Origin of the sequence: Nocardia sp. CDC160 (assembly GCF_035818795.1) — a bacterium.
Taxonomy (GTDB): Bacteria; Actinomycetota; Actinomycetes; order Mycobacteriales; family Mycobacteriaceae; genus Nocardia.
Map to the genome: position 1 here is coordinate 1 of NZ_JAYKYT010000004.1, position 14,370 is coordinate 14,370.

Below are 14,370 nucleotides of genomic sequence, written 5' to 3' on the forward strand. Positions count from 1 at the left end.
GCGGATCGGGTGGATCGCACCACGCCACATCGACCCCACCGGCACACCGCGGATCAACGAATCTCACCACGCGCCAGAGCAATTGGCGCGGACGCTGGTGCGCGCGCGGACCGAGCGGTTGGAACAAATCCCACGGTTATAGCCTCCACACCGGTGGGGCCTCTCGGGTTGCGTGCTGCCCGGCTGCTCGTGCGCGGCTGGCGTGCGCAAAACAACGAGGAAGCGTGGTCACCTCGCCTGCCCTACCGGACTTGGGCTGACGCCAGGTTGGGAGCCGTCACCTCACCTCCCAGCCCACAGACTGCACGCATCACCTCTCGAGACAACCCAAGAAGAACAGACCCGGAAAGCTCGTCAGCTGCAAGGTCTTTGACAATTCCATAGAGACGATGAACGGCCGCACGATGAGTGGGCTGGAACGTAAGTGAGGTGCCGTAGATGAGGGGGCTGGTAGGTGCGGTTTTTGCGGAAGTGGGCTGGTAGGTGAGGGGGCCTCGCAAGCTCGGCCACCCTCTCTCCCTCCTCCTGGCGTCTTTTTTCTTTTCTCTCTTTTTCTTTTCCTCTTTTGGCTCTTGTTCTTTTGTTGTTAGACGCCCTTTGGCGCTTGCTGGTGCATGAAGCCGAAGAGATACCCAGCCACTCTCCGCATCTGGATTTCCTCACTACCCTCGGTGATCCGATACCGCCGGTGATGCCGGTAGATGTGCTCGAAGGGCGTGTGCCGTGAATATCCCAGCCCACCATGTATCTGCATCGCCCGATCCGCGGCTTCACAGCACAGCCGGTTGGACCAGTAGTTACACATCGACACCTGGGCCGACTGCGTGAACGCCCCGTATCGATCCATGGCCCACGCCGTCCGATGAATGAAGCTCCGCAGCATCTCGCACTGCGTGCTCAACTCCACCAACGGAAACTGGATCGCCTGATTCGCCGCCAGCGGTGTACCGAAGGTCTTGCGCTGCTTGGCATACGCGATCGACCGGTCGATGCAGTATTGCGCGGCACCCAGGCTGGATGCGGCCTGGCGCAGCCGGTTTTCGTTGAAGAAGTGCTGGACCACCGCCAGCCCACGGCCTTCCTTGCCGAAGATGGTCTCGGCGGGCACTCGTACGTCCTTCAGGACCACATGCGCGTGGTCGGTGGGCATGTTGAAAGTCCAGAGGAACTCGGCGATCTGGAAGCCGGGTGTTCCGACGGGGACCAGGAAGGCGGTGATGCCGACGCCGTCGCCCGGTTTGCCGGAGGTACGGGCGAAGATCAGGTCGGCGTCGGCTCGGTGCATGCCGGTGTTGAAGGTTTTCTCGCCGTTGATGATCCAGGAGTCGCCGTCTCGGACGGCGGTGGTTTCCATGTAGGTGGCGTCGGAGCCGTGGGCGGGTTCGGTGATGCCGAATCCGAAATATTTTGCGCCGGTGGCCAGGTCGTCGATCCAGTCGGCCTTTTGGGCGGCGGAGCCGTATTCGTGCATGAGAAGCAAGCCGATGTTGTTGGCTACCACCGCGTGTTCGGTTTGGAGGTCGCAGTGTAGGCCCAGGCCGCGGCGGGCCAGGTGTTCGCGGATGACGGCCATATCGAGGTTGCCGCCGTCGCGGCCGCCGTATTCGGCGGGGTAGGCGTAGCGGAGGTGTCCGGCGGCGTCGGCTCTTCTGCGCGACTCCGCCAGTAGGTCTTCCCATTCGGCGTTCGGTAGGCCGCCGCGGTGCCAGTCGGTGCGGGCGTCTTCGCGGCGGTGGTCGAAGAAGCGGATGTTGTCGTTCGTCTGTTCCAGCGGGACTATTTCTCGGTCTATGAACTCGTCCAGTTCGGCCAGGTATTTCTGGAGGTGGTCGGGGAGTTCGAAATCCATGGTGGTCACCTCTATTGGGTGGAGCGGATCTGCATGAGCAGGTCCCATTCGATTTCGGGGATGCGTCGGCCGCTGGCGGCCATGACGATGCTGGGGACCGTTCCGTCCAGGAATGCCTCGGCCTGGGCGGCGAGCATGGTGCCCCAGGCCAGGGTGCAGGCCACCTTCCACCAGCGGAAGCGGTCGGGGGCGAAAGTGCCACCGGCGGCGGTGTATCCACGGAGGAAGGGGGTGCGGGTGGAGAAGCCGCCAAATTCGCGGTCGTCCATACCGAAGCGCCACATGCGCAGGGCGGACCAGGCGGCATCGCGCATGGGGTCGCCGTAGCGTTGGGTGCCTTCCCAATCCAGCACCGCGCGTAGGCCTTCGGGGCCGATGACGAGGTTGCCGTTGCGAATGTCGGTGTGCACCAGCGTAAGACGGTCGGGAGGACAGGGGAGATTGCGGGTCAGCCAGCGTAGCGCCAGGGCGAAGACCGGGCGGCCGGAGAGAAGGCGCGACACCTGTGATTCTGCTTCTGCCAGAAGGGCTTCGGCAGGGTCGACGTCGGCGCGGCCCGGGAGATCGGGGGATGCCTTGTCGGGGTCGATGGCGTGCAGGCTGCCCATGGCTCGGCCGAGCTGTTCGGCGATCAGGTCGCCATTGCCGGATTCCTGGACCAGGCGCAGGACGCGGCGTGGCACGGTCTCGCCGTCGAGCCTCTCGGACAGCATGAATGGTTCGCCGATGTAGCCGGTGTCGGTACACACGGCCAATACGTGGGGGACCGGCACGTCATGTTCGCGGGCCAGGTCGCGCACTCCCGCTTCCACATCGACGGGCAGCAGTTGGATGCTCGGGGGAACAAGGGTGGCGACCAGTCTCAGCACGCATCCACCGAGGTCGGCGTCGAAGGCGATATTGCGTCGCCGCGCGCCCGCCGACAGTGGCTGCACATCCGACACCGGCACCGGTCGGCCGATGTCGTCGGAGAGGAAGCGGGACAATCCCGCCGCGAGGTCGCCGGTCATTCGCGCTCCCACGCGTCATAGCCGGGCTTGGCGATCGCCAGGTCGGCGCGGACGATCGGGACCAGTGCCGCCCACAGCGCCTCGTCGTCGGTGACCTCGGGCGGGTCGGGCGGGGCTTCGAGGGTCAGCTCCCGTTCCAGCATCCGTGCCAGATGCGCGCCGACACGCGCCTCATGACGCAATTCGGGCGGTAGCGCGGGCAGGAGGGTGGTCTCCAGCAAATCCGCGAGTGCCGTCAGCAACTCCGGTGCCGTGGGCCGATACTGCATGGCGTGCCTCCGGCAGGAAATCCGTTGTTCGGCAGGTAAACCGGGATGGTACGGGACGGGGAAGCACGGTGGCCGTGAATTGCGGACCATTGCCTGCAGTTGTGCGATGATCGAAATTGCTGACCAATTGCTCTGAACGGACCGCGCTCGCGACACCGGACGGGTGGTGACAGTGGAGAGGCAAGGCCAGGACCCTGGTGAGGTGGAGCGTCCGCCGCTCGATTACCGGTTCACCCTCGCGAACGAGCGCACCTTCCTCGCGTGGATCCGCACCGCTCTCGGTTTGCTGGCCGCCGGTGTCGCGGTCCACACGCTGGTGCAGCCGTTCCATCATGCGGGTGTGCGGCGGGTGCTCTCGCTCAGCTGCATTGTGTTGGCGGTGGCGCTGGCCTCGGGCGCGTACACGCATTGGCGGGACGTGCAGGATCGGATGGAAGCGGGCGAGCCGCTCCGCAATACGCCACTTGTCCCGATTCTCGCGGGTGGTATCGCGCTGGTCTCGGTGTTCGCCGCGATCGCGACGGTGTGGCCGTGACCGCGGCACCCACCTATCCCGGCGAGCGTACGGCGCTGGCGTGGCGGCGGACGGCGGTGGCTGCCATGGGTACCGCGGTGTTGTTCGCCAACCACGCGTCGACCAGCGGCTGGCGTCCGGCGGCCATCGCGCCCGCACTGGCGGCCTTCGTGCTGCTGTGCGTCGCGGGATTGAGCTATGCGCGCAATCGTTCGCTACAGCAAGGCCGTTGGGGGAATGGTCCGCTCGTCATCGCCATCACCACGGTCGCGATCCTGGCGGTCACCGGGGTCGCCCTCGCCATTGGTCTCACCGATCCCGGTAAGCGACAAGCCCTTTCGACAGATGCGGTCCCAATCTTGTCGGACATTCCGGCAGTTATAGGAGGTAGGCAGTGAGTGCGGTAACCGAGCCCAGCAAGTTCATTGTCGAGCAGAATCAGCGTGCCCTGAAAGAACTTCCGTTCGCCAATAACGCCGACCAGGAGGACGCCGACCGTGGCTTCCTCGCCAAATTGGAACCCGGAATCATCAAGAACGACAAGGGAGCTGTGGTCTGGGACGATGACTCCTACGCCTTTCTACAGGGTTCCTGCCCTAGCTCGGTGCACCCGTCGCTGTGGCGTCAGTCCGGTCTGGTGGTGAAACAGGGCCTCTACGAGGTGGTTCCGGGGATCTACCAGATCCGCGGACTCGATTTGTCGAATATGACGATCATCGAAGGCAAGACCGGTGTCATCGTCATCGACCCGCTGATCTCGGCCGAGACCGCTAAGGCGGGCATGGATCTGTACTTTGCCAATCGCGGTAAGAAGCCGGTCACCGGCATGATCTACACCCACTCGCACGTCGATCACTTCGGCGGCGTGCTGGGCGTGATGAGTGTGGAAGACGCTGAGTCGGGCCGGGTTCCGGTGGTCGCGCCCGCTGGATTCCTGGAACACGCGGTGGCCGAGAACGTCTACGCGGGCACGGCCATGTCACGTCGGGCGGCGTACATGTACGGCGCGGCGTTGCCCAGGGGTCCGAAGGGGCAGGTCGGCGCGGGTTTGGGGCAGACCACCTCGACCGGCAGCATCGGTCTGATCGCGCCGACGCACGATATCGACCACACCGGGCAGGAGATGACGATCGACGGGGTGCGCATCGTCTTCCAGGTCACCCCGGGTACCGAGGCGCCTGCGGAGATGAATTTCCACTTCCCCGACTTCCGGGCGTTGTGCATGGCCGAGAACGCCACCCACACCCTGCACAATCTGCTCACCCTGCGTGGCGCGTTGGTCCGCGACCCGCACGTCTGGGCCAAATACCTCACCGAGTCGATCAACCTCTACGGCCGCGAGTCCGATGTCGTCTTCGCCTCGCACCACTGGCCCACCTGGGGCACCGAACGGCTCGTCGAATACCTGGAGCTACAGCGCGACCTCTACGCCTACCTGCACGACCAGACCCTGCGCCGCCTCAACCAGGGCTATGTCGGCAGCGAGATCGCCGAGATGATGGACATGCCTCCGGCCCTGGTCGATTCGTGGGCGGCACACGGCTACTACGGTTCGGTCAGCCACAATGTGAAGGCCATCTACCAGCGTTACATGGGCTGGTTCGACGGCAATCCGGCGCACCTGTGGGAGCATCCGCCGATCGAGAGCGCCAAGCGCCACGTCGAATTCATGGGCGGCGCGGACGAGGTGCTGCGCAAGGCGCGCAAGTCTTTCGACGAGGGCGACTACCGCTGGGTGGTGCAGGCGGTCAATTACGTGATCTTCGCCGACGAATCCAACACCGCCGCAAAACAACTCCAGGCCGACGCCTTCGAACAGCTCGCCTTCGGCGCGGAGAACGGCCCCTGGCGCAACTTCTTCCTCTCGGGCGCCTACGAGTTGCGCAATGGCAAGTTCGGCACCCCGACCCAGGAAATGCCGCAGACCATGGTGGCGGCGCTCACCATCGACATGGTCCTTGACGGCCTCGCGTTGCGCGTCGACGGACCCAAGGCCTGGCACGAGAAGGTCACCAGCGACTGGGTTTTCACCGACGAGAACCGCACCGTCCGGCTGCAATTGCGCAATGGCGTGCTGGTGCACTGGGATCGCCGCGACGGCGACAAGCTGCCCGCCCCGGACGCCACCTTCACCCTGACCCGACCCACCTTCATCGGCATTCTGCTGGCCGGGCAGGACCTACAGGCCGCGGTGCAGTCCGGCGCGATCAAGATCGAGGGCGATCCGTCCGGCTTCGTGAAGCTCGCCGGGATGTTCGATAAGCCGGACCCGGACTTCAGCATCGTCACCCCGTAATGCTTTACGCCCTAGAGCAGTCCGTCGAGGGCGTCCCCGAGTGACTTCGCGCCCAGGATCAGGAACAGCGCGGCCATGATGCCCGCGTGGTTGCGGACGGTCCACTGCCGCCATCGGTCGAGGGTGGCGTGGGCCGTCGAACCGCCGAAGAATTGCACGGCCAGCGGTGCCAGAATGCCCAGGGACGCAATGAGAACGAAGATCACCACCGAGAGGGTGCGGCCCAGGGCACCGGTATCGCGCTCGACCACCGACAGGCCACCGGCCGCAGTCTGAATGATGTTCTTCGGATTGCTCAGCACCAGTATCGCTCCCAGTGCCGCACACCGGCCCGGCCGGAACTCGTCGAGGCGACGCAGCCGAGGCGGCAGCTCGCCCCCGGTCTCCCAGGCATTGTGAATCCGGAACTGGCGCAAGGCCATCAAGAGCAACAGTATGCCGAAGCCGAGCCGGAACCACGACACCCAGGTCGCCGGGCCACCGTCGGGCCGATGCGCACCCGCGGCCGACCCCAATGCCGTCACCCCGAGCAGCAGGACCGTCACGGTGGCGATCCAGCCCGCCACGAAGGCCAGCGCATTGGCGCGGCCGCGCGGGGCGGCCAGCATGAGGATGATGGCGATCAGGGCCAGCGGACTGATGGCCACACCCACGGCGTGACTGAGCACTTGTCCGGTCATGTGGTGCATGCGTTCTCCTGGCGTGAGCGGGACCTCACCAAGAGTAGCCAGAAGGTTGCTTGATTCAGCTCAAGGGCGGGTCAGCGCTCCAGCATGGCCGTGAGGGCGCGGCGGATGGCGTCGGAGGCGGCGCGCTTGGACAGGCCGCGGCGGTCCATCAGGTGGTGGCGGTAGGGCCAGCCGACGGTGGCGTCGATGAGGTCCAGGAGCTGCTCGCCCTCGTTGCGGGCCAGTTCGGGGGCGAAGGCGCGGCCCAGGGCGTCGCGAATGCGCTTGTCGGTCAGGCGCATTCGCTCGTCGACCGCCGGGGTGCGCAGGGATTCGATCAGACCCAGGACGCGCGGCTCGCGTTGCAGGGCGAAGATCGCCTCGCTCTGGCGCACCACGGCATCGATGCGCTGTTCGAGGGGTAGTGCAGGGTCGGCGTCGGTGATGAGTTTCTCCACCTCCTCGGACTGCTGGTCCACCGCCGCGGTGATGAGCGCGGTACGGGTCGGAAAGTGCACGAAGATGCTGCGTTCGGACACTCCCGCGCGGTCGGCGATGCCGCGGGTGGTCGGGTCGTACTCACCCTCGTGCACGGCCGACAGCAAGCCCTCGATGATGGCCCTGCGGGTCTGTTCGGGATTGCGCCGCCGCCGCGGGCTCTCGCTCTTGCCTTCGCCCTTGCCCTCGCTCATGGCAAGAATCCGATCACACGCGTCCCGGCCGCGTGCGCGCAGGTCCGGCGGACGGTGGTGGGGGCTATGAGCGACGTCATGCACCCACACTATTGCAGAGTGACTGCAATAGTGGTGTATCGTCGGCTGCAGGACAGAAGCGATAGCGAATATTTAGCTAGCGGCCGTTCTGTCGCCCCATCCATCGCATGACAGGAGAGCGCCGATGACCGACGAGGACCTCACGAACACCGGAGACGGCCGGAAGCCCGGCGGATTCCAGGTGTCCCGACGCGGGGTATTCGGGGTGGGCGCGGCCGTGCTCGCCGCAGTCGGGGTGGGGGCGGCGGTCGCGGGCTGCGACAGCGACTCCTCGGGCGGTTCGGCGGCCGAGCAGACCACGAAGAACTCGGTCGATCCCAGCGATCACATCGTCGATCAGCACAAGCAGGCCCAATCGTCGCTGCCGTTCAACGACACCCAGGACTTCGCCGACACCGACAAGGGCTTCATCGCCAAGCTCGAACCCGACGTCTTCAAGGATGCGAAGGGAAACACGGTCTGGGACAACGATTCCTTCGGCTTCATCCAGGGCAGCGGCCCCAACTCGGTGCATCCCTCGCTGTGGCGGCAGTCGCAGCTGGTGGTGAAAGAGGGCCTCTACGAGGTGGTTCCGGGCATCTACCAGATCCGCGGCCTGGACCTGTCGAACATGACGATCATCGAGGGCAAGACCGGCATCATCGTCATCGACCCGCTCATCTCGGTGGAGACCGCCAAGGCGGGCCTGGATCTGTACCGCGCGCACCGGGGCGACAAGCCGGTCACCGCCATGATCTACACCCATTGCCACGTCGACCATTTCGGCGGCGCGCTGGGCGTCATCACCGCCGAGGACGCCTCCTCGGGTCGCGTACCGGTTTACGCGCCCACGGGTTTCACCGAACACGCGGTGGAGGAGAACATCTTCGCCGGAACGGCCATGGCGCGCCGCTCGGCCTACATGTACGGCGCGGCCCTGCCGCGCGGCGAGAAGGGCATGGTCGGCGCGGGCCTGGGCATGACCACCTCCACGGGCACGGTCAGCCTCATCCCGCCCACCCACGACATCACCCACACCGGCCAGGAAGAGACCATCGACGGCGTCCGCGTCGTCTTCCAGGTCACCCCGGGCACCGAGGCCCCGGCGGAGATGAACTTCTACTTCCCCGACTTCCGCGCGATGTGCATGGCCGAGAACGCCACCCACACCCTGCACAATCTGCTCACCCTGCGCGGCGCGCTGGTGCGTGACGCGCATGTCTGGTCACAGTATCTGACCGAGACCATCAATATGTTCGCGGGCATCTCCGATGTCGCCTTCGCTTCGCATCACTGGCCCACCTGGGGCGGCGACAAGCTCACCGAATGGCTGACGCTGCAACGCGATACCTACGCCTACATTCACGACCAAACCCTCCGCCTGCTCAATCAGGGATACACCGGCATCGAGATCGCCGAGATGATCCAGATGCCGCCCGCCATCGAGCAGAAGTGGTACAACCACGGCTACTACGGTTCGGTCAGTCACGACGTGAAGGCCGTGTACCAGCGCTACATGGGCTGGTTCGACGGCAACCCGGCGCACCTGTGGGAGCATCCGCCGGTCGAATCCGGCAAGCGACACGTCGAGGCCATGGGCGGTGCGAGCGGTGTGCTGAAGGTGGCCCGCAAGGCCTACAACGACGGCGACTACCGTTGGTGCGTCCAGGTTCTCAACTACCTCATCTTCGCCGACCCGAACAATGAGAAGGCGAAGATGTTGCAGGCCAGCGCCTTCGAACAGCTCGCCTACGGTTCGGAGAACGCCACCTGGCGCAACTTCTTCCTCTCCGGCGCGTACGAGCTGCGCAACGGCAACTTCGGCACCCCCACGAAGGCCAACGCCGCCAGCATGATCAGCGCCCTGAGCGTCGACCAGGTCTTCGACTCCGCGGCCTTCCTGGTCAACGGCCCCAAGGCCTGGGACCTGAACCTGGTGGCCCACTGGATCATTCCCGAGGAGAACAAGACCTACCGGACCGAGCTACGCAATGGCGTGCTCATCCACTACGTGGTCCCGGAAGACTTCAAGGGCCCGGCTCCCGACGCCACCTTCACCCTCTCCCGCCTGGAGCTCATCGCGGTCATGACCGGGGCCAAGGACATCGTGAAGGAAGTCCAGTCCGGCGCGATCAAGGTCAGCGGCGACGCCCTGAAACTGAAGCAGCTCAAAGACGTCATGGACAAGCCGGACCCCAACTTCAATATCGTCACCCCGTAGTCCCGGCGAGACGTCGCGGCGTGGCGGAGTTACCGAGGGCGCCACGCCGCGACGCATATGAATAGACACCCGGGTTACAGCGGTCCCGCTATGGCAGAGTCGATCTCACCGTCGAATCGAGCTGGGGAGCGACTGTGCGGCATCGAATGCGGAATCTGTGTGCGATGGGTATCGTGCTCACGGCCGTCGCGCTACCGGTGACCGCCGCGGCCGATCCGTGCGATCCGATCGTCGAAACCGGTGCGCTGCTGGCGAATCCGGTGACCGCCGACGGCTCGACCGTGCACGGCGTCGACGTCGTCGACGACCGCGATCTCGACCTGCACGTCTACTCGGCGGCCATGGACAAGGAAATCCTGGTCAAGGTGCTGCGTCCCGCCGACACCTCCCGGCCACGGCCCACGCTGTACCTGTTCAATGGCACCGACGCGGGCCTGGACGAGAAGAGCTGGCAACACCAGACACCGGAGGTCTTCGACTTCCTGGGTACGAAGAACATCAATGTCGTTCAGCCCATCGGCGGCCTGGCCAGCTACTACACCGATTGGCGCGCACCGGATCCCAAACTCGGGGTCAACCGGTGGAAGACCTTCCTCACCGAGGAACTGCCCCCGCTCATCGACGCGGGCCTCGGCGCGACCGGGAGCAATGCGATTGCGGGCGTGTCGATGTCGGCCACACCCGTCCTCAACCTGTCCTTGGCCAAGCCCGGATTGTTCAAGGCCGCAGCCGCTTACAGCGGGTGTGTCCAGACCAGCGATCCGGTCGGCCAATCGTTCGTGCGGCTCGTCATCGGGCTCGAGGGCGGCAATGCCGACAATATGTACGGCCCGCCCGGCGATCCGCTCTGGGCCGAGAACGATCCGTATCTGCACGCGGACCGACTGCGCGGCCTCGAACTCTTCATCTCCAGCGGCAACGGCCTGCCCGGCCCCTACGACGGGCCCGACAGTCCCTACCTGGAGGGCGGAGGGCTGGACGTCTGGCTCAGCCACGTGATCTACGACGGCACGACCGAAATCGCCACCGGCTACTGCACCCGCAACCTCGCCGCCCGCCTCGCCGACCTCGATATCCCGGCCACCGTCGACCTGCTGCCCAATGGCATGCACTCCTGGGGCGTCTTCCGCGACGAGCTGATCAAATCCTGGCCGGTACTCGCCAAGGGCCTGGGCGTTCCCGCCTGATCAGGGCCGACGCCGGGTGACGATGCGCTCGGTGCGCTGCTGCGCGTTGCGCTCCTCCGCCTGCGCGGCCACGGCGGCACGCTCGACGGTCATGAGGCTCTCGGAGTGATGCTCGGCGTAGTACTTCGCCGCACCGCCATTGAGGCCGAAAAGCCGCTTGCTCCAGAGCAACCAGACAACGGCCGCCACATTGATCACCAGCGCGCCCGCCCGCAGGAAGGTGATCTTCTCGGTGAGCTCGTAGATCTCCAGCGGCAGGAAGATGGAGGTGGCGATGACCGCGAAGTACTCACCCCAGCGCTTGACCAGCCACAGGCCGACCGCCTCGATGAGTTCGATGGCCGCATAGGCGAACAGGCCCACCGCGATCCACACCAGAACATTCGGCGACAGCGTGAACGCCTTGTCGATGCCGCGAATGATCTTCGAATGATCCGGGTTGAACCCGATCTGATCGGCCAGCTGCCGGATCAGCGGAAGATCCTTGTCCCAGTTGGCCTTCCAATGCTCACGCGAACCGCGCAGCTTCAACACACCCGCGCCCAGCAGAATGAAGACGATGCCGCGAATTACCCGCTCCGCGGCCAGCAGTCGCATGATGATCCGGTCGCGCAGCAGATGCCCGCGCGGCACCTCGGGCGCGTCGTCGGCGGGCCCGCTGCGGCGCGGCTCGCCCGGCACGAAGTCGCCGCAGCGCAGGCAGCGCCAGGATTCGCCCGCCGGGGTGGCGACGTGGAGACGTGCCGCGAGCTCGGGCTCGGTGGGGGCATAGGTCTCGTGCCCTCGGGCAGCGCAGGTCCACAGACTGAAGTCCATGCGCTGGAGCGTACCCAACGGGGGAGACGGAAACCGGCTGGAACTCAGCCCGCCGCGAGCGACCGCAGCTGATCCAGATAGGTGCGGGTGCGCGGGTCACCCGGGAAGCGCTCGATCATCTCGCGCGCGGTCTCGCCCGCGATCCACATGAGCGACGGCAGCGAGCGGCGCTTACCGGTGAAGGCCCGCATGCCCTCGTCGAGTGCGAGCTCCAGATTGCGATCGCGCACCGCGACCACCGCCAGGGTCAGATGCGCCTCGGACACGCGCATGGGTTTGCGGATGCTGCCGTCGGGCCGGGTGGCGTTCAGGATCACCTGGCGGGCAAAGCTTTCCGCCCGACGATCGTCTCCGGCAACCCGACAGCAGTCCATGGCGTAGAAGTCGAACTTCTGCGGATCGACGACGAAATGATTGTCCAGATTGGCGGGATGCTCGATGGTGTCCAAGATCGAACGACCCTGCGCCAGGGCCTTTTCCACCTCGCGGCGATCCCCGAGCCGAGCCCACGCCTTGGCGCGCTGGGCGGCCAACTGGACGCCGACGCCCAGGCGGCCGGTGGTGGCGTGCGCGGCCTCGGCCGCCTCGATCGCGCCCTTGTAATTGGCCTGCGTCAATGCGAACCAAGCGGCCATTTCGGCTCCCCAGCCGATGATTTCGGCGTGCTCGGCCTCCTGGCCCAGCGATAGCGCGGCCCGCCGGGTGGCCTCGGCCGCGGTCCGCCACCCCAGGTCGTAATCAACGCAACCGACCAGTAGGGCAACCCATCCCGCGAGGACGAGGACTTCCCGATGCTGCGCCAATGTCAGTCGGCCGTCCAATAGGGACGTGATGCGGCGCAGCCATGCCGTGCCCTCGGCATGCAACTCGTGTGGATCCGCGCACGGATACTCCGAACACAGCCTATCTGCGGTGATGCGTATGGCATCGAGCGTGGAACCCGACACATCGGACATGCGCAGTCGCCCAATGAATTCCAGCGTGTCCATCCCGGTCGCCGAGAGCATCTCGTCATCGCGATTGGGCCGGGACTTGGGGAAGAACGCCGCCGTCACCGTGTCGAAAGCGGCCGCGATGATCGGGGCGTAGAAATCATCGGGCCGCGACTCGCCCGACTCCCACCGCCGCCAGTTGCGCAGAAGTGTGCTGTCGGTTGGCAGATTGTGACTCGACTTGGCGCGCATGGCCCGGACCGCATCGGCCTGTGACCACCCCCGAGCATCCCGTTCGGCACGCATTCGGACAGCCCAGACAGGTCGATCGTCACCGGCGGACACGCTCTGTAGTATCTCACCAGTTAACGCCGGATGGACCCGGATAGGGCATCTGGATGTCAGTGGGTTGACATCTGCAATTGCATTCGTGATTACGCCAAGCTGTTCCACAGGGCACACTTCATGACAGCGATCCCAATCCAACGGAGGTTCGGGTGGAAGCGTTGATCTATGGGTACGTGCGTGACGATCTGGCCGATGGCTGTGGCGAAGAGCTGGAGAACGCGATGTGCGGGCTCGCGCAGTCGGCCGGACTCTGCTTCGCCGCCACGTTCCATGAATCGACCCCGGGCGATGGCACCGCGTTCGCGGAGTTGACCGCCGAACTCAAGCGTGCCGACGCCCATCATGTGGTGGTGCCGTCGCTCGATCATCTTGCGGGCCAGACCATTCCGCGCGATCTCCTGATCGCGAAGCTGGCACACGAGGCCTCAGCGCAGGTCTGGACCGTCGAGCACTAGCTCGGCGGCCGCCCCTCGAACCCCGAAGAAATGCCGCACCCGCGTCGAGTACGCGGGTGCGGCAATGGTTTTCGGGACAATTCGGGACAATGGCCCCGAATCGGACTGTCGGGCTTCGCTCAGAGGCCGAAGCCGCCGCGACCGCGACGGCGCAGGTACTTCTCGAACTCGGCCGCGATGGCGTCACCGTCGATCTTGGCCATGGCGTCGTTGATATCGACCTCGGCGTCGCCGCGCTCCTCCAGCGAGCGCACGTACTCCGCGATTTCCTCATCGCCAGCGGTCATTTCATTGACCGCGCCCTCCCACTCCTCGGCCTGCTCGGGCAGCCCGCCGAGCGGCACCTCGACATCGAGCACGTCCTCGACCCGGTGTAGCAGCGCGATAATGGCTTTCGGATTCGGCGGCTGGGATACGTAGTGCGGCACCGCGGCCCAGAAGGAGATGGCCGGGACGCCCGCGCGCACGCACGCGTCCTGCAACACCCCGGTAATACCGGTCGGTCCCTCGTATCGGGTCTGCTCCAGGTTGAAGCGTTCCGCGGCTTCCTTGCTGTATGCGGTCCCCGTCACCGGAACCGGCCGGGTGTGCGGGGTGTCGGCCAGGAGCGCGCCGAGGATCACCACCGTCGACACGCCGAGCTGCTCGACGAATTCGAGGATGTCGTTGCAGAAGCTGCGCCACCTCATATTCGGTTCCACTCCGCGCAGCAGCACGACATCGCGATCACTGCCCGGGGGCGAGCACACCGACAACATGGCCGACGGCCACTGAATCTCGCGGGTCACCCCGTCAACCTGGCGCACCGTCGGCCGGTTGACCTGATAGTCGTAATAGTCCTCGGAGTCGAGCTCGGCCAGCGGCTGCGCGTCCCAGATCAGTTCCAGATGCTCGACCGCGCCACTGGCGGCGTCGGCGGCATCGTTCCAGCCTTCGAAGGCGGCCACGAGCACCGGATCCCGCAGCGTAGGCAGGTCCGATTCGGGTGGCACCGGGGATTCACTGGCGTTCACCCGGTCAGCCTACGGTGTGCCACCGGCCGGTGTGCATGCG

Annotated in this window: 14 protein-coding genes; 6 read left to right on the forward strand and 8 right to left on the reverse strand. The window is 65.6% G+C overall.

What is annotated here, in order from left to right; genetic code table 11:
- Window positions 1-586: 586 nt before the first annotated feature.
- From VMT40_RS21265 to VMT40_RS21275, 3 genes are read right to left on the reverse strand one after another with little or no spacing between them, the layout of a single operon-like run.
- Window positions 587-1,849 (reverse strand): acyl-CoA dehydrogenase family protein, encoded by a 1,263-nt coding sequence (locus VMT40_RS21265; protein WP_326360288.1) that lies wholly within the window; start codon window positions 1,847-1,849, stop codon window positions 587-589.
- A gap of 11 nt (window positions 1,850-1,860) precedes the next feature.
- On the reverse strand, window positions 1,861-2,859 hold the full coding sequence (locus VMT40_RS21270; RefSeq protein WP_326360289.1) for a phosphotransferase family protein: 999 nt from the start codon (window positions 2,857-2,859) through the stop codon (window positions 1,861-1,863).
- The gene (locus VMT40_RS21275) at window positions 2,856-3,128 is read right to left on the reverse strand and encodes a hypothetical protein (protein ID WP_326360290.1); all 273 of its coding nucleotides are present in this window, start codon (window positions 3,126-3,128) and stop codon (window positions 2,856-2,858) included. Before VMT40_RS21275 ends, VMT40_RS21270 begins: the two co-directional genes overlap by 4 nt.
- A 202-nt stretch (window positions 3,129-3,330) precedes the next feature.
- Here VMT40_RS21275 and VMT40_RS21280 point away from each other — a divergent pair, with 202 nt between their 5' ends.
- Genes VMT40_RS21280 through VMT40_RS21290 form a run of 3 tightly spaced genes read left to right on the forward strand, consistent with a single transcriptional unit; the run spans window position 3,331 to window position 5,938 of the window.
- Window positions 3,331-3,663, forward strand: a complete 333-nt coding sequence (locus VMT40_RS21280) for a YidH family protein (protein WP_326360291.1) — start codon at window positions 3,331-3,333, stop codon at window positions 3,661-3,663.
- Window positions 3,660-4,040, forward strand: coding sequence for a DUF202 domain-containing protein (locus tag VMT40_RS21285; protein ID WP_326360292.1), 381 nt, complete (start codon window positions 3,660-3,662; stop codon window positions 4,038-4,040). The genes VMT40_RS21280 and VMT40_RS21285 overlap by 4 nt, the downstream gene beginning before the upstream one ends.
- Window positions 4,037-5,938 carry an alkyl/aryl-sulfatase gene (locus tag VMT40_RS21290; RefSeq protein WP_326360294.1) on the forward strand — a complete coding sequence of 634 codons (1,902 nt, stop codon included), beginning with the start codon at window positions 4,037-4,039 and terminating at the stop codon, window positions 5,936-5,938. Before VMT40_RS21285 ends, VMT40_RS21290 begins: the two co-directional genes overlap by 4 nt.
- Window positions 5,939-5,949: 11 nt before the next feature.
- On the opposite strand, the gene VMT40_RS21295 is transcribed toward VMT40_RS21290, so the two are convergent.
- Together VMT40_RS21295 and VMT40_RS21300 are read right to left on the reverse strand one after the other, a co-directional pair.
- The gene (locus VMT40_RS21295) at window positions 5,950-6,627 is read right to left on the reverse strand and encodes a GAP family protein (protein ID WP_326360296.1); all 678 of its coding nucleotides are present in this window, start codon (window positions 6,625-6,627) and stop codon (window positions 5,950-5,952) included.
- Window positions 6,628-6,698: 71 nt separating this feature from the next.
- Window positions 6,699-7,298 carry a TetR/AcrR family transcriptional regulator gene (locus tag VMT40_RS21300; RefSeq protein ID WP_326360297.1) on the reverse strand — a complete coding sequence of 200 codons (600 nt, stop codon included), beginning with the start codon at window positions 7,296-7,298 and terminating at the stop codon, window positions 6,699-6,701.
- A 205-nt stretch (window positions 7,299-7,503) separates the two neighbouring features.
- Here VMT40_RS21300 and VMT40_RS21305 point away from each other — a divergent pair, with 205 nt between their 5' ends.
- Both VMT40_RS21305 and VMT40_RS21310 read left to right on the forward strand, forming a co-directional pair.
- Window positions 7,504-9,579: an alkyl/aryl-sulfatase gene (locus tag VMT40_RS21305; RefSeq protein ID WP_326360298.1), complete on the forward strand. Its 2,076-nt coding sequence runs from the start codon at window positions 7,504-7,506 to the stop codon at window positions 9,577-9,579.
- A 164-nt stretch (window positions 9,580-9,743) separates the two neighbouring features.
- Window positions 9,744-10,766 carry an alpha/beta hydrolase gene (locus VMT40_RS21310; RefSeq protein ID WP_326360299.1) on the forward strand — a complete coding sequence of 341 codons (1,023 nt, stop codon included), beginning with the start codon at window positions 9,744-9,746 and terminating at the stop codon, window positions 10,764-10,766.
- Here VMT40_RS21310 and VMT40_RS21315 read toward each other — a convergent pair whose 3' ends face one another.
- The gene (locus VMT40_RS21315; protein WP_326360300.1) at window positions 10,767-11,582 is read right to left on the reverse strand and encodes a DUF2127 domain-containing protein; all 816 of its coding nucleotides are present in this window, start codon (window positions 11,580-11,582) and stop codon (window positions 10,767-10,769) included.
- 44 nt (window positions 11,583-11,626) lie between these two features.
- Complete coding sequence (locus tag VMT40_RS21320; RefSeq protein WP_326360302.1) at window positions 11,627-12,820, reverse strand: XRE family transcriptional regulator; 1,194 nt, start codon at window positions 12,818-12,820, stop codon at window positions 11,627-11,629.
- Window positions 12,821-13,011: 191 nt separating this feature from the next.
- Between VMT40_RS21320 and VMT40_RS21325 the strand changes: the two genes are divergently transcribed.
- A complete protein-coding gene (locus VMT40_RS21325; protein WP_326360303.1) occupies window positions 13,012-13,317 on the forward strand; it encodes a hypothetical protein in 306 nt (101 codons plus the stop codon).
- Window positions 13,318-13,436: 119 nt separating this feature from the next.
- On the opposite strand, the gene VMT40_RS21330 is transcribed toward VMT40_RS21325, so the two are convergent.
- Window positions 13,437-14,330, reverse strand: a complete 894-nt coding sequence (locus VMT40_RS21330; protein ID WP_326310618.1) for a PAC2 family protein — start codon at window positions 14,328-14,330, stop codon at window positions 13,437-13,439.
- Window positions 14,331-14,370: the final 40 nt, after the last annotated feature.

Excerpts from the sequence above, each read along its gene's own strand:
- VMT40_RS21265 (WP_326360288.1), bottom strand. The coding sequence starts at position 1,849 with ATGGATTTCGAACTCCCCGACCACCTCCAGAAATACCTGGCCGAACTG.
- VMT40_RS21270 (WP_326360289.1), bottom strand. The coding sequence starts at position 2,859 with ATGACCGGCGACCTCGCGGCGGGATTGTCCCGCTTCCTCTCCGACGAC.
- VMT40_RS21275 (WP_326360290.1), bottom strand. The coding sequence starts at position 3,128 with ATGCAGTATCGGCCCACGGCACCGGAGTTGCTGACGGCACTCGCGGAT.
- VMT40_RS21295 (WP_326360296.1), bottom strand. The coding sequence starts at position 6,627 with ATGCACCACATGACCGGACAAGTGCTCAGTCACGCCGTGGGTGTGGCC.
- VMT40_RS21300 (WP_326360297.1), bottom strand. The coding sequence starts at position 7,298 with ATGAGCGAGGGCAAGGGCGAAGGCAAGAGCGAGAGCCCGCGGCGGCGG.
- VMT40_RS21305 (WP_326360298.1), top strand. The coding sequence starts at position 7,504 with ATGACCGACGAGGACCTCACGAACACCGGAGACGGCCGGAAGCCCGGC.
- VMT40_RS21310 (WP_326360299.1), top strand. The coding sequence starts at position 9,744 with ATGGGTATCGTGCTCACGGCCGTCGCGCTACCGGTGACCGCCGCGGCC.
- VMT40_RS21315 (WP_326360300.1), bottom strand. The coding sequence starts at position 11,582 with ATGGACTTCAGTCTGTGGACCTGCGCTGCCCGAGGGCACGAGACCTAT.
- VMT40_RS21320 (WP_326360302.1), bottom strand. The coding sequence starts at position 12,820 with ATGCGTGCCGAACGGGATGCTCGGGGGTGGTCACAGGCCGATGCGGTC.